The organism is Streptomyces sp. NPDC047853 (genome assembly GCF_043204535.1).
GTDB lineage: Bacteria > Actinomycetota > Actinomycetes > Streptomycetales > Streptomycetaceae > Streptomyces.
In genome coordinates this window covers 322,168-335,310 of sequence record NZ_JBIDCI010000001.1, presented here as the reverse complement: position 1 = coordinate 335,310, position 13,143 = coordinate 322,168, and the positions used below count along the sequence as shown (strand labels likewise).

Sequence of the window (13,143 nt, the reverse complement as noted above, 5' to 3'; positions counted from 1 at the left end):
GCACGCCGGGGGCGCCCAGGGCAGATTGCGCGCCCCCTGGGCGACCCGGGCGACCTGGGCGTCCCGGTCGCGGAAGGTGCCGAGGCGAGCACGTTGGGCGATTCGTGCGATTTTCCTCACACCAGATCGCGCGCGCCGACCTCTTTTCGGCCGGCGAGGAGGCATCCTCCCTGCATGGCCACTGCGCAAGAGACGCACACGTACCCCGGCGACCTGAACGACGTCCCCGGCTGGTTCTGGCCGCTCGACCAGGTGCTGTTCTCCTGGTTCCTGGAGCGTCAGGAGCGGCGGGGCACCCGCGGCGACCTGCTCGAACTGGGCGCCTACCTGGGCAAGAGCGCGATCCTGCTGGGCCACCATCTGCGGGACGGCGAAACGCTCACGGTCTGCGACCTGTTCGAGACGGAGCCGCCGGACGCGGCCAACCGGGCGGAGGCGGCGCAGTCGTACTCCACGCTCACCCGGCGGGCCTTCGAGCGGAACTACCTCTCCTTCCACGACACCCTGCCCAGGATCGTCCAGGACGTCAGCTCCACGATCACCGACGAGGTCGGGCCCGGCACCTGCCGCTTCGCCCACATCGACGCCTCGCACCTGTACGAGCACGTCCACGGCGACATCGGCGCGGCCCGCCGGCTGCTGCTGCCGGACGGCATCGTCGTCCTCGACGACTTCCGCAGCGAGCACACCCCGGGGGTCGCCGTCGCCGCCTGGGAGGCCGTGCTCAACCGGGGGCTGCGTCCCGTCTGCCTGAGCAGCCAGAAGCTCTACGCCACCTGGGGCGATCCGGAACCCGTCCAGGAGGAGCTGCTCGCCGCGCTGCGTGGACGCGACGACGTCGCCGTGACCGTGGAGCAGGCCGCCGGGCACCGGCTGGTGCGGGCCCGCGCCAAGGGCAAGCGGATGCAGCCGCCCTCGTTGCCGGCCTCCCGGCACCCGGCGCCCGGTGCACCGGCGCGGCGAGCGGACGCCCTGCCGGGCAAGGCGGCACAGGCCCGTCCGGCGGTCCGCCCGGCGAGGCCCCGCGCCCGCCGGCTCGCGCTGGACCTGCTGCCCCCGGTCGTCACCCGGGCGGTGCGCCGGTACCGGGCGGCGCGGCGCGCGAGGACGGGCGGGACGGCACGGAGGCCGTAGGCCGCCCCGAGTCCCGCGATGCACCACGACCGACCACGACCGGCCCTTCCTCGAAGGGCCGGTCGTGGTCGGTCGTGGTCCGTGCGGAGCTACGCGCTCGCCACCGACAGCTTCACCGCGAAGCCGAGGAACAACGCGCCCGCCGCCGAGGTGGCCCCCGCCGACAGCCGCTTGCGGCGGCGGAAGGCCGCGGCCAGCCGGGTGCCGCCGAAGATCAGGGCACTGAGGTACAGGAAGCTCGCGAGCTGGGCGAAGACGCCGAGGACGACGAAGGAGAGGGCGGGGTAGGCGTAGCCCGGGTCGACGAACTGCACGAAGAAGGCGACGAAGAACAGGATCGCCTTCGGGTTGACGAGACTGACGACCAGGGCGCGGCGGAACGGCCGCTCGGCGTCGGCCGCGGACTCGGTGCCGGCGCCCTGCGGGGTCTGCTCCCGCCGCGTCCGCCACATCGCCCAGGCGGCCCGCATCATCCCGATCGCCAGCCACGTCAGGTATCCGGCGCCGATGTACTTCACGATCCCGAACAGCAGGGCGTTGGCCTGCAGCAGGGAGGCGACCCCGGCGGCCGACAGGGTCATCAGCACCATGTCCCCGCACCAGACCCCGGCGGCGGCCGTGTACCCGGAGCGCACGCCGCGGCGGGCGGCCACGGACAGGACGTAGAGCGAGTTGGGGCCGGGGAGCAGGATGATCAGAGCGAGGCCCGCGAGATAGGTGGGGAGATCGATGACGCCGAACATGGAGGGAGTGTCGCACGGCGGTACGACACTCCGCGCGGGTGTTCCAGACGTCGAGAAGGAGGCCGGGAGCGCCCGGGATCAGAAGGCGTCGGAGGGCACGTACGTCCCCCAGACCTCCCGCAGCGCGTTGCACACCTCACCCACCGTCGCCCGCGCCCGCAGCGCGTCCTTCATCGGGTACAGGACGTTGTCCTCGCCCTCGGCGGCCTTCTTCAGCGCCGCGAGCGCGGTGTCCACCGCCCGCTGGTCGCGCTCCGCGCGGAGCGCGGCGAGGCGGGCGGCCTGCTGGGCCTCGATGGCCGGGTCGACGCGGAGCGGCTCGTACGGCTCCTCCTCGTCGAGCTGGAAGCGGTTGACGCCGACCACGACCCGCTCGCCCGAGTCGGTCTCCTGGGCGATGCGGTAGGCGCTGCGCTCGATCTCGCTCTTCTGGAAGCCGTGCTCGATGGCGCTGACCGCGCCGCCGAGGTCCTCGACCTTCCGCATCAGGTCGAGCGCCGCCGCCTCGACGTCGTCGGTCATCTTCTCGACGACGTAGGACCCGGCGAAGGGGTCGACGGTCGCCGTCACGTCCGTCTCGTAGGCGAGCACCTGCTGGGTGCGCAGGGCGAGGCGCGCGGACTTGTCGGTCGGCAGCGCGATGGCCTCGTCGAAGGAGTTGGTGTGCAGGGACTGCGTGCCGCCGAGCACCGCGCCGAGGCCCTGCACGGCGACGCGGACCAGGTTGACCTCGGGCTGCTGGGCGGTCAGCTGCACCCCCGCCGTCTGCGTGTGGAAGCGCAGCATCAGCGACTTGGGGTTCTTCGCGCCGAACTCCTCGCGCATGACCCGCGCCCAGATCCGGCGGGCCGCGCGGAACTTGGCGACCTCCTCCAGGATCGTCGTGCGGGCCACGAAGAAGAAGGACAGGCGCGGCGCGAAGTCGTCGACGTCCATGCCGGCCGCGACCGCGGTGCGCACGTACTCGACGCCGTCCGCGAGGGTGAAGGCGATCTCCTGCGCGGGCGAGGCCCCCGCCTCGGCCATGTGGTAGCCGGAGATGGAGATGGTGTTCCACTTCGGGATCTCGGCCCGGCAGTACTTGAAGATGTCCGCGATCAGCCGCAGGGAGGGCTTGGGCGGGAAGATGTACGTCCCGCGCGCGATGTACTCCTTCAGCACGTCGTTCTGGATGGTGCCGGTGAGCTGGTCGGCGCCGACCCCCTGCTCCTCGGCGACGAGTTGGTAGAGCAGGAGCAGCAGGGCGGCGGGGGCGTTGATCGTCATCGAGGTGGAGACCTGGTCCAGCGGGATCCCGCCGAACAGCACCCGCATGTCGTCGATCGAGTCGATCGCCACGCCCACCTTGCCGACCTCGCCGCTCGCGATCGGCGCGTCGGAGTCGTGGCCCATCTGGGTGGGGAGGTCGAAGGCGACCGACAGGCCCATGGTGCCGTTGGCGATGAGCTGCTTGTAGCGGGCGTTGGACTCCGTCGCCGTGCCGAATCCGGCGTACTGGCGCATCGTCCACGGCCGGCCGGTGTACATCGACGGGTACACACCCCGGGTGAACGGGTACTGCCCCGGCTCACCGAGCTTCTCGGCCGGGTTCCAGTCCGCCTGGGTGTCGGGCCCGTAGACCGGTTCGATGGGCAGTCCGGACTCGGTCTCGCGCGCCATGGTGTGATGCCTCCCGCTGAGCACATGTTCGAAGGTGCTCGAACTACCCGTCAGTTACTCGCCAGTACAGGCCGATCCCTCGACGGACTGTATCGGCGTGCGTGCACCCGGTGGAGAGCCACACGCTGGGACCTTGCTCACAGCCCTCCTACGGTCCCGGTCACAACGGTGCCGCGCCGTTCGCGGCACGTGATTCGGGGGGAACATCCCAGGGGACGTCCGGGCGAGGCGGTGCGACGACGGGGGGCGCGATGCGCGGGACGGGCAGGGGGAGCGCGGGGGGTGCCGGGCGGGCGGTCGCCGCGGCGCTGGGAGCCGTACTGGTGGCGGGCGGCTGCACCGTGCAGGGCACCGGCGCCGACGGCAAGGGGCGTTCTCCGGTGCGCATCGACGTCACCGGCGCACCGTCCGAGGACGCGCCGGGGACCGGCGAACCGTCCGGTGCGCCGCCCGTGCGCACCCCGCCCCGGGTGCTGTGGAAGCGCGGCGACACCGGCCGGGACGTGCGCGAACTCCAGGCGCGGCTGCGTCAGGTGGAGTGGCTCGTGGACGGTCCGACCGGCACGTACGACGACCTGACCGAGCGCGCGGTGAGCGGCTTCCAGGGCAAGCGCGGGCTGCCCCGGACCGGGCGGACCGACGACGTCACCTGGCAGCGGCTGCTCAGGATGACGCGCGAGCCGGGCCGGTGGGAGCTGTACCTGATGGGCGGGCAGCCGGCCGCCGCGCCCGACCCGCGCTGTCTGACCGGCCGGGTCCTGTGCGTCAGCAAGTCGAGCCGGACACTGCGCTGGATGGTCGACGGACGGACCCTGTCGACGCTGGCGGTGCGCTTCGGCTCGCAGTACACGCCGACCCGGGAGGGGGTGTTCCACGTCTACTGGAAGTCCCGCCACCATGTCTCGACGCTCTACGACTCGGCCATGCCGTACGCGATGTTCTTCAGCGGCGGCCAGGCCGTCCACTACTCCGAGGACTTCGCCGCCTACGGCTACGCCGGCGCCTCGCACGGCTGCGTCAACGTGCGGGACGAGGCGGCGATCGCGGACCTCTACGCCCAGGTGCGCGACGGCGACAAGGTCGTCGTGTACCGCTGAGGCGGGGCGGAACCGGAGGGGATGGGGCGCGGACGGGACCGGGGGAACGTGTCCCGCCCGCGCCGAGGTGCACGAGCCGTAGGTACGGGGGGAACCCCGGCTCGGTGCGGAAGCCGATGACCAGTCGGCTCACTCATTACTGCGCCAGGGCGGCCGAAAGTGTCACACCCTCGGCGAGAAATGGTCGGCGCCTCTGCGAAAGCGCAGGTCAGGCCGGTTCCGCGAGAGCGAGCACGGCATGCGCCGGGAGGGCCGGCCGCTGCTGCGGCGAGGGCGCGAAGGCCGAGGGGGCGTGCGGGTCGTACCGGTGGCCTGCGGGCGGGAGCGGGCGGTGGCGGTCGTCGTCATCGTCCTTGCCGCCGCCCCTCCCTCCACCCCCGCCCTCTCGGGAATCCCTGGAGTCCTTGCCGCCCCTGTCGCCCTTCGTGCTCTTGGTGCTCTTGGTGCTCTTGGTGCTCTTGCTCCCCTTGTCGCTCTTGCCGTCCTTACCGCCCTTGTCGCCCTTGCCGCCCTTGCCGTTCCGCGACGGGTCCTGTTCCCGGGTCACCTCCCGGGCCCGGCCGTTCTCCTTGGCGTCCCTCGCGCCGTCGCGGTCCCGGGCGCTCGTGCCGGCCTGGGCCAGGAGGCTCCGGCAGTACGGGGCGACGCGCGACGCGCCCCCGGCCGCCTCCTTCAGCGCGCGCCCGCGCGCACCCTCCGGCTGCTCGCCGGCCCTCACCTCGCGGCAGGCCGCGGTCAGGTCCGGCCGTCCGTCGCCGGCGCCCGCCGCCGCCCGCTCGTCGGAGCCGGTGTCGCGGTCCCCGGCCCTGCCGCCGCCCTCGGCGCCGTCCCGGCCCGGCCCGGCGCCGCCCTGCACCCCGTCCAGCGGTGAGGGCGAGGCGGGCGGGCCGTCGGAGGACGTGGCGGCCGACACGGTCGCGGCGGGGTCGGGTCCGGAGCCCTCGAAGGGCGTCGTCAGAACTCCGGTTCCGGCCGCCACCGCCACCCCGCCGACCATGCCGACGGTCAGCGCGGCGGCCAGACCGAGGCGCAGCGGGCGGCTCCACCGGGCGCGCCCGGCACCGTCCCCGCGGGGACCGATGCGGACCAGCCCGGCATCGGAGGGCGCCGCCGAGGTGTCCCGCCCCGGGTGGGCCGGCGTTCCCTCGGGCACGTCGGCCCGCTCGGCGCGCGCCGTGCGGAAGGCGGCCAGCGCGGCGGCCTCGCCGGGGAGTTCACCGCTGGTCGGCGCGGGCGGGGCGGCCAGTGCGCCGAGCACCTCGGCGAGTCGTGCGGCCCGGTCGCGGACCGCGGGATCGACAGCCTCCGGTGACTCTCCGCGCAGCAGGATCTCCGCCGTCGCGCGGTCCAGCCACCTGTCCTGCTCGTCGGCCATCACATGTCCTTCTGCGTCCGCGCACGCGTATGCGTCACACTCGCGGACGTCACCGCGGGGCCGCGCGGTTCTCGCTGGGGCGGCAGCGCGTCGAGCCCGCCGCCCGATTCCGGATCGCCGCCGAGCAGTTCGGCCAGACGCCGCAGACCGCGGTGCGCGGCCGTGCGGACGGCGCCCGGCCGCTTGCCCAGCGTCTCGGCGGCGCTCTTCGCGTCGAGGCCCACCACCACGCGCAGCACCACGGCCTCGGCCTGGTCCTGGGGCAGCCGGGCGATGAGGGAGAGGGTGCTGTCGGTGGCCAGGGCCTCGATGGCCTCGCCCGCGGTGTCGGACTCGGCGGGCCTGCCGGTCAGTTCCGTCTCGTCGCCGCCGACCGCGGGCCGGCGTCCACGCATCCGGATGTGGTCCAGCGCGCGGTTGCGGGCGATGCGGGCGGCCCAGCCGCGGAACCGGTCGGCGTCGCCGTCGAACCGTTCCAGGTCGCGGGCGATCTGCAGCCAGGCCTCGGAGGCCACGTCCTCGGCGTCCGGATCGCCGACCAGCGTCCGCACGTATCCCAGCAGGCGCGGTTGCACCGCGCGGTACACGGTCCGGAACGCGGTCTCGTCCCCGCCCTGGGCCGCACGTACCGCGGCGGTCAGCTCCGCGTCGTCCCCCAGCACCGAGCCTCTCTTTGCGCCTCAGCCGGCGCCGCTCTCGCGGACCGGGTACTCGCCGTCGTGGTTCCTCAAGGAGTGTGGTCGCGGTGGTCCACCGCTGGTCGGGTGCGGGAGACAGTCCCCCGCTCATCGGCGCGAATGGCACGTTACGTCTAGAAACCGTTCCTCGTCCATGTCCTCCTCGCCTTGCCGTACAAGATGCAACTAAGCCGTGACGCGAGAAGGTGTGACAGAAAACGCAGTCGCGGCGCTGTAGGGAGTACGGGCCGCCGCGCGGCCCGTGCCGCGCGACGGCCGGGGCCTCTCCTGTGGGGGGTGGCGGCCCCGGCCGTTGCCTTGGCCGCCGTGCCCGCCGCCCGCGCGGGGCCGGGGACCGCCGGGCAGGTCCTAGTCGCCGGCGCCCGCCGCCCGGTCCGCCCGCCGTGTCCTCCCGTCGGCCCCGGCCCCCTTGCCACCACCGTCGGTCCTGCCCTGCGCCCGCCCCGCTCCGGTGGCGGCGCCCGTCCGGCCCGGTGCGGTCGGGCCGCTCGCGGCGCTCGGCGTGGACTGCCCACTGCCCCGGCCGGCGCAGTGGGCCACGCCGCCCTCCTCACCGCCTGTGACCCCGGCGAGCCGCTGCTGGACCTCGGCGCCCGGCGCCCTGCCGCGTTCCCGCGGCCGCTGGTGGGCACGGCAGCCCGCCTCGGTGTCCGGGGCGGTGGCGGCCCCGGTGCCGGGCGGCGCGGGGGTACGGGGTGCGGTGGGGGTGGGCAGCGGCACGACGGGGAGCGGGTCGGCGGTGCGCCGCTCCGCGGTGCCGTCCGGGCCGGCGGTGGGGCGGACGCGGTCCGGCCCGGCGGCGCCCGGCTGGGGACCGTTCCCGCCGATGGCCGCGTAGGCGACGCCTCCCAGGGTGAGGCTCGCCAGCAGCATCGAGAGCACGGCCCTCGACGAACGCCGTGCGCGGCACCGCTCCCGGGGACGCCAGTCGTCCCGCCGACGGGTGCGCGGGGCCCGCCCCGGCCGGGCGTCGAGGGCCGCCCGGAAGGCGGCCACGGCGCGCCGCTCGCCCTCGGCTCCGACACGCTCGTCCCGCAGGGCGGCGGCGAGCAGCCCCTCCGTTCCCGGGGTGGCGGGCGCGGCGGTCCGGGGGACGGCGCGGTCGGCGCCGCCGTCGCCGTGCCGTGCGTCCATGTCCGCCCCCGTTCCCACCCGGTCCACCGGGCCGCCGCCGTGGGCGCCCCTCATGTCGACTCCCCCAGCGCCCTGGGCGCCTCGTCCGTCACACCGCCGGCGCCGAGTTGCCGGGCCAGCCGCTTCAGCCCCCGGTACGTCGCGGTCCGCACCGCGCCCGGACGCTTGCCGAGCACCCGGGCGGCGGACGGCCCGTCGAGGCCGACGACGACCCGCAGGAGCACGGCCTCGGCCTGGTCGCGCGGCAGCCCGGAGACCAGCGCCAGGGCGGCCTCCGTGGAGAGTGTCTCCAGCGCCTGGTCGGGCGTGGAGTGCGGGCCGGGCAGGTCCAGCACGTCCTGCTCCAGCGCGCTCGGCCGGGGACGCACCTTCTGGCGCCGCAGGTGGTCCAGCGCCCGGTGCCGGGCGATCGTCGCCGTCCAACCCCGGAAGCCCGCGCCGTCGCCCCGGAAGCGCCGCAGGTCGCGGGCTATCTCCAGCCAGGCGTCCGAGGCGACGTCCTCGGCGTCGTCGCCGACGAGTCCGCGCAGGTAGCCCAGCAGGCCGGGCTGCACGATCCGGTAGGCGACCGCGAAGGCGGCCTCGTCACCCTCCTGGGCCCGCGCGACGGCCGCGCCCAGTTCCCCGTCGTACGCCTGAACGCGGCGGGCTTCCCCTCGCTGGCCCAAGAACCGTCCTCGTCCGTACCGAGTCCTCCGCGTGCTCGGGTGAGCCCGCCCCCACCGTCATCAGCGTGGGCGCGCACGGAAGTGTCACAGGAAACGCGCCGGGACCGGCACGCGGTCGGGCCGTTCCCCTCGCCCCGCCGGTCCGAGGGGGACGGGACGTCGGATCGGCGCGGGCTGCCCGTCGCCCCGGTCAGCCGTCCGCCGTCGCGTCCCGGCACAGCAGCCGCAGCGAACCGTCGCCGGCGAAACAGCGGCGGGCCTCGTCGATCGGGTCCCACAGGCGGCCGTCGGGGGTGCGGACCCAGTGGTCCCCGCCCGCGGCCCACCACTCGCCGCCGCTCCGGCGCACGATCACCTCGCCCGCGTAGGCGCCGAGTCCGCGCAGTGCCGTCTCCACGGCGGCGTACGGCGGTCCCTCGCGCCGGATGCCGTCTATCACCCGGTCCACCCGCCACAGGCTCTGCGCCGAGTAGTCCAGGCGGAGCCGGGCGCCCTCGCGCATCGTGGCCACCGCGTCCGCCGCCCACCGCACCGGCTTGGCGGCGGCCGACGGCCGGTTCTCCTGCTGGGTCGTCAATCCGCTGGTCACAGTAGTCACATCGGCTAGAGCGCCGCCGGGCGGCGTTTCGTCACACACGTCCGCCGCCCGTTCCGCAACCGGCGCAGGACCGCCCCAGGTCCGCCACGTCCGTCGCACCGCCGCCGCGCCTTCCCCGCACGACGGTCACAGGCGGACGGAGGGTCAGCCCCGCCCGCGGGCCCGGCGGGAGACCACCGCGCGCAGCACCCGGCGGCCCTCCGTGGAGACCTCCACGGCCCGGCGCAGCCCGGCGGGGCCGTGACCGGCGAGCACCTCGAGGACGATGATCTGGCGGCGCAGTTCGGCGGCGACGAGCGGCGAGAGGCCCTCCGTACGGTCCTGCGGACGGCCGCCCGCGGAGTTCTCCCGGCCGAGGCCGCCGCCGGGCTCCGCGACGGGGTCGAGGAGCCGGTGCACGCGGAGCGAGGCGACCGAACAGGCGTCGGCCCACACCCGTATCCGCGCGCCGGAGCACGTGTCCGGTGCGGCGGCCAGCATCCGGCGGACCAGCAGCACCGCCTCGTCCTCGCCGGCGGCGTCGGGGCCGGCGAGCCGTTCGCGCACCCGGGCCAGCCCCTGCGCCCAGCCGTCCCCGTCCCCGTCGCCGTCCCCGTCGCCGTCGCCGGCGTCCGAGCCGGTCTCGGCGAGGGCCGCCCACAGCGGTCTCAGGACCTCGTCGTCGCCGTCCAACAAGGGAACGCAACGGTCCAAACAAGCCAGTCCGCTCCCGGCGAGTCCGCGTGCGTCGGCCCGCGTGATCAGTTCCACCAGGCTCATCCGGTGCCTCCCTGTCGCTCCCGCTCCGGCCCGCCCACCAGCACGGAGCCCGCACTTTCCCTTACTGCGTGCGACGGGCCGGGAGTGTCACAGGGGCACGGCGCCCAGCCGGTCGAGGAAGCGGAAGAAGAGGTTTTCGGCCACCGGACCGGTCGCCGGGTCCGGGTCCGCCGACAGCACCTCCGCCAACTCCCCGGCATCCGCGGTGCGCCCCGCCTCGGCGGCCCAGGCGACGGCCCGCTCGGCGGCGTCGCGGGGCTCCAGGAAGTAGTCCTCCAGCGTGAGCCCCTTCTTCTCGGCGCCCAGGTACCCGGCCATCGCGGACCGCGCCAGACAGGTCGTCCACGCCCCGCTCTCCGGCGCCGCGGCCTCCACGACCACGCAGTCGCTGTCCATGACGTACCCGAACAGCGCGGGCGCGCCGGTCTGCGCGGCCAGGTCGTTCATGTTCCCGACGTCTCCGTCGCCGCCCGGGAACTCCCACACCTGCCAGCCGTCCGGCGCCGTCAGACGCAGGGTCATACCCGCGGCGCCCGACAGCGCCTCCAGCTCCGCGAGCGGCCGCTCGGCGCGGCCCACGACGTAGTACCCCCAGTAGCCCATGTCCCGGTCCCCCCGGCGTCTCGGTTCGGCTCGCCCGAAAAGACCACCACAGCCGTACGGGAGTGCGCAGCCGTATCCGGCAACTCCCGTCCCGGCCGGGCGTCCGGCCTCCGGGGCGGACCGGCTCAGTCGAGCCGGTTCGCCAGCGACCTGAACTCCGCCCAGGACAGCTCGGGCTCGCCCGGGTCCCACAGCTTCTGGACCGTCGCCGCCAGCGGCAGCCGGATGCCCTCGGCGACCTGCGCCTGCGTCTGGGCGCTCGGGATGTCGCCCCAGACCGCGAAGCTGCCGCCGAGGATCTGGTCGTCGTACTTGGCGTCGACCGGCGTGGTGCCGCGGATGACGCGCGGGGTCCACTGCTCGTAGATGCGCTCGCCGGTCGGGTAGACGAAGGTCTGCGGCTCGCCGAGGACGTAGTAGAGGAACTCGTCGTTGTAGTTGAGGACCTGGCGCCCCTCGGCGAGGTACTCGGTGGGCGGGCGGGCGCCGATCTCCTTGCCGGTCCAGTAGGCGACCTTGATGTCCTTCGAGGGCTCGACGGAGGTGTCCTTGAAGAACCCGTCGTTCCAGGCGCGCGGGACGCGGTCGTGGGCCTGCACCGTCTTCGCGCGGCCGTTGAGCCAGCCGGTGGTGAGGTCGGCGACGGTGCCTCCGGGGCCGTAGGCCTCGCGGGCGGCGGCGGCCAGCGTCGGGTAGGACGCCTCGGGGTCGGAGACCACGAGGGCCTGGTACTCGTCGGCGCCCAGGTGGAACTGGGTGCCGGGGAAGAGGTCGGCGTACTCGTTCAGCAGGTCGTCGACGATCTCGGCGGCCTCGGGCTTGGAGATGTCGATCGCGCCCCGGGTGGGCGTGCCCTGCGCGTTGCGCAGCTGGAGGTCCGGGTGGGCGGCGAGCACGGCGCCGAGGTGGCCGGGCGAGTCGATCTCGGGGACGACGGTGATGTGGCGCGAGGCGGCGAGATCGATGATCTCCTTCATCTCGGCCTTGGTCAGGTGGTCGTCCGAGACGATCTCGGGGTGCGAGTCGGACTCGACGCGGAAGGCCTGGTCGTCGGAGAAGTGCAGGCCCAGCTCGTTGAACTTCAGGTCGCCCAGCTCGCGTATCCGGTCCTTGATCCAGTCGGCGTCGTAGTGCTTGCGGGCGATGTCGAGCGAGAAGCCGCGCTTCGGCTTGGCCGGCTCGTCCTTGACCACGCCCTCCGGCGCGGTGCCGCCGCCGTCCACGGCCTGCTTCAGGGTCCGGGTGCCGTAGTAGACGCCGGCCTCGGCCGGACCGGTGACGGTGACGCGGCCGTCGCGCACGGTCATGGTGTACGACTCCGGGTTCGCGCCCTTGTCCTGCCGGACGTCCAGCAGCAGGTCGCCGGCGCGTTCGTCGTCCTGCTCCCCCGCGTACGTGAGCCCCAGCTCGGCGGCGGTCTGACGTCCCTCGTCGGCGAGGCCGGGGTCGGCGACGACGACGCGGTGCGCCTTCTCCGGCTGCCAGCCCGGACCGCGGGCCGGAGTGTGCTCGCGCACCGCGGGTATGGTGCGCGGCTCCTTCGACAGGGCGTAGGAGCGGCTGGGGCCGGGCGAGGTGGCGGGTGCGGCCGCCTCTCCGGAGGACCGCGCCGCCGGGGCCCCGGCCTCGCCGTCCCCGTCACCGTCGGTGGCCCACAGGCCCACTCCCACGCCGAGGGCGGCGACCACCGTGCCGGCGATCACGGCCCGCTGCCTGACTCTGTGCGCCGGTGACCGGCGTGCGTGCTCGCTCACATCGCCAACCTAGGGTCATGAGCCTCACCATGCGTCCACCACATGTTCTGAAACTCTCCCGTTCAGGTGAAATTCGGGCATCGGACGGACACGCCATGCCGTCACTCGATAACGTGACGCCACATCTTTCGCACAATCCCCTGCCGACACACACGTGACGCCCACGAGGATCCACGCTGCCTGCGCACCGTCTTCCCGACCTCCCCGGCCGAGTGGCCCCACCGGTACCGGTGCAAACCCGCGCCGCGCCGGTCCCGCCCTCCTCGCTGGAGCGCTTCAACACCGCCCCGGCCGAGGAGGCCGTCGGCACGCTCCTGACCTGCCTGAACAGCGCCTGGTGGGCCGAGCGCCTGACCTCCCACCGCCCCTACCCCGACCTGCCGTCCCTGCTGGCGGCCGCGGACGAGGCGGCGTACGACCTGTCCCCGGACGATCTGGCGGAGGCCCTGGCGGCGGAGACGCTGCCCCCGCTCCCCGAGGACACGTACGCGGCGGCGCACACCGCTCTGGGCGCGGGATACGCGGCGTACGAGGCGCGCTTCGGACACGTGTTCGCCATCTGTCTGGACGGCCTGGCGGCGGGCGAGGCCGTGAACCACGTACTGACCGGCATCCGGTCACGATTGGCGAACGATCCCGACGAGGAGCGGCTGGTCGCGCTGGAGGAGCTGCGCCTCCTGGCCAGGGGCCGGCTGACCCGGCTCACCGGGGCCCGGGGCGGTGACCCCGGCGGCCGCACCGCGCAGGCCGGGCCGGAGACGGACGGCCCGTACCCGGCGAACCTGCCGGAGCCCCCGGCCCGGTAGCCGCCCCGCGGTCACCCCACTGCTCCTTTGAGTGCAACTTTGATCACACAAGCAGGCCCCCCGTAAGCGCCGCAGGCAACCGTCGCTACGATGCTGGGGGCCGGTGGACCGTACC

General features: G+C 74.5%; 13 protein-coding genes. 3 read left to right on the top strand and 10 right to left on the bottom strand.

Translation table 11 applies throughout. The annotated features are described in order from the left end of the window. Positions 1–174: 174 nt before the first annotated feature. Positions 175–1,134: a class I SAM-dependent methyltransferase gene (locus tag ACGF5T_RS01645; protein ID WP_356602009.1), complete on the top strand. Its 960-nt coding sequence runs from the start codon at positions 175–177 to the stop codon at positions 1,132–1,134. Between the two features lie 89 nt (positions 1,135–1,223). On the opposite strand, the gene leuE is transcribed toward ACGF5T_RS01645, so the two are convergent. Both leuE and ACGF5T_RS01635 read right to left on the bottom strand, forming a co-directional pair. After that, a complete protein-coding gene (gene leuE, locus ACGF5T_RS01640; RefSeq protein ID WP_356602007.1) occupies positions 1,224–1,877 on the bottom strand; it encodes a leucine efflux protein LeuE in 654 nt (217 codons plus the stop codon). Positions 1,878–1,955: 78 nt separating this feature from the next. After that, entirely contained in the window at positions 1,956–3,536 is a 1,581-nt protein-coding gene (locus ACGF5T_RS01635; RefSeq protein WP_361012564.1) for a methylmalonyl-CoA mutase family protein, read from the bottom strand. A 251-nt stretch (positions 3,537–3,787) separates the two neighbouring features. Between ACGF5T_RS01635 and ACGF5T_RS01630 the strand changes: the two genes are divergently transcribed. After that, positions 3,788–4,633: a L,D-transpeptidase family protein gene (locus ACGF5T_RS01630; protein WP_366767233.1), complete on the top strand. Its 846-nt coding sequence runs from the start codon at positions 3,788–3,790 to the stop codon at positions 4,631–4,633. A 208-nt stretch (positions 4,634–4,841) separates the two neighbouring features. Here ACGF5T_RS01630 and ACGF5T_RS01625 read toward each other — a convergent pair whose 3' ends face one another. From ACGF5T_RS01625 to ACGF5T_RS01590, 8 genes are all read right to left on the bottom strand, one after another. After that, positions 4,842–6,008: a hypothetical protein gene (locus tag ACGF5T_RS01625; RefSeq protein ID WP_361012570.1), complete on the bottom strand. Its 1,167-nt coding sequence runs from the start codon at positions 6,006–6,008 to the stop codon at positions 4,842–4,844. Further along, on the bottom strand, positions 6,008–6,670 hold the full coding sequence (locus ACGF5T_RS01620; RefSeq protein WP_356601999.1) for an RNA polymerase sigma factor: 663 nt from the start codon (positions 6,668–6,670) through the stop codon (positions 6,008–6,010). Before ACGF5T_RS01620 ends, ACGF5T_RS01625 begins: the two co-directional genes overlap by 1 nt. A gap of 384 nt (positions 6,671–7,054) precedes the next feature. Continuing rightward, positions 7,055–7,894, bottom strand: coding sequence for a hypothetical protein (locus ACGF5T_RS01615; RefSeq protein WP_366767232.1), 840 nt, complete (start codon positions 7,892–7,894; stop codon positions 7,055–7,057). Then, positions 7,891–8,508 carry an RNA polymerase sigma factor gene (locus tag ACGF5T_RS01610; RefSeq protein ID WP_356601995.1) on the bottom strand — a complete coding sequence of 206 codons (618 nt, stop codon included), beginning with the start codon at positions 8,506–8,508 and terminating at the stop codon, positions 7,891–7,893. Before ACGF5T_RS01610 ends, ACGF5T_RS01615 begins: the two co-directional genes overlap by 4 nt. Positions 8,509–8,698: 190 nt before the next feature. Next, complete coding sequence (locus tag ACGF5T_RS01605; RefSeq protein WP_356602963.1) at positions 8,699–9,085, bottom strand: hypothetical protein; 387 nt, start codon at positions 9,083–9,085, stop codon at positions 8,699–8,701. A gap of 165 nt (positions 9,086–9,250) precedes the next feature. Beyond that, the gene (locus tag ACGF5T_RS01600) at positions 9,251–9,865 is read right to left on the bottom strand and encodes a hypothetical protein (protein WP_356601993.1); all 615 of its coding nucleotides are present in this window, start codon (positions 9,863–9,865) and stop codon (positions 9,251–9,253) included. Between the two features lie 87 nt (positions 9,866–9,952). After that, on the bottom strand, positions 9,953–10,468 hold the full coding sequence (locus tag ACGF5T_RS01595; protein WP_356601991.1) for a hypothetical protein: 516 nt from the start codon (positions 10,466–10,468) through the stop codon (positions 9,953–9,955). A 125-nt stretch (positions 10,469–10,593) separates the two neighbouring features. Then, on the bottom strand, positions 10,594–12,222 hold the full coding sequence (locus tag ACGF5T_RS01590; RefSeq protein WP_392886521.1) for a family 20 glycosylhydrolase: 1,629 nt from the start codon (positions 12,220–12,222) through the stop codon (positions 10,594–10,596). 230 nt (positions 12,223–12,452) lie between these two features. Between ACGF5T_RS01590 and ACGF5T_RS01585 the strand changes: the two genes are divergently transcribed. After that, positions 12,453–13,028, top strand: coding sequence for a 2-oxo-4-hydroxy-4-carboxy-5-ureidoimidazoline decarboxylase (locus ACGF5T_RS01585; protein ID WP_366767231.1), 576 nt, complete (start codon positions 12,453–12,455; stop codon positions 13,026–13,028). Positions 13,029–13,143 lie beyond the last annotated feature (115 nt).

Bases quoted from the DNA above. Each gene is read 5' to 3' on its own strand.
- ACGF5T_RS01645 (WP_356602009.1), top strand. From the start codon at position 175: ATGGCCACTGCGCAAGAGACGCACACGTACCCCGGCGACCTGAACGAC.
- leuE (WP_356602007.1), bottom strand. From the start codon at position 1,877: ATGTTCGGCGTCATCGATCTCCCCACCTATCTCGCGGGCCTCGCTCTG.
- ACGF5T_RS01635 (WP_361012564.1), bottom strand. From the start codon at position 3,536: ATGGCGCGCGAGACCGAGTCCGGACTGCCCATCGAACCGGTCTACGGG.
- ACGF5T_RS01630 (WP_366767233.1), top strand. From the start codon at position 3,788: ATGCGCGGGACGGGCAGGGGGAGCGCGGGGGGTGCCGGGCGGGCGGTC.
- ACGF5T_RS01625 (WP_361012570.1), bottom strand. From the start codon at position 6,008: ATGGCCGACGAGCAGGACAGGTGGCTGGACCGCGCGACGGCGGAGATC.
- ACGF5T_RS01615 (WP_366767232.1), bottom strand. From the start codon at position 7,894: ATGAGGGGCGCCCACGGCGGCGGCCCGGTGGACCGGGTGGGAACGGGG.
- ACGF5T_RS01600 (WP_356601993.1), bottom strand. From the start codon at position 9,865: ATGAGCCTGGTGGAACTGATCACGCGGGCCGACGCACGCGGACTCGCC.
- ACGF5T_RS01595 (WP_356601991.1), bottom strand. From the start codon at position 10,468: ATGGGCTACTGGGGGTACTACGTCGTGGGCCGCGCCGAGCGGCCGCTC.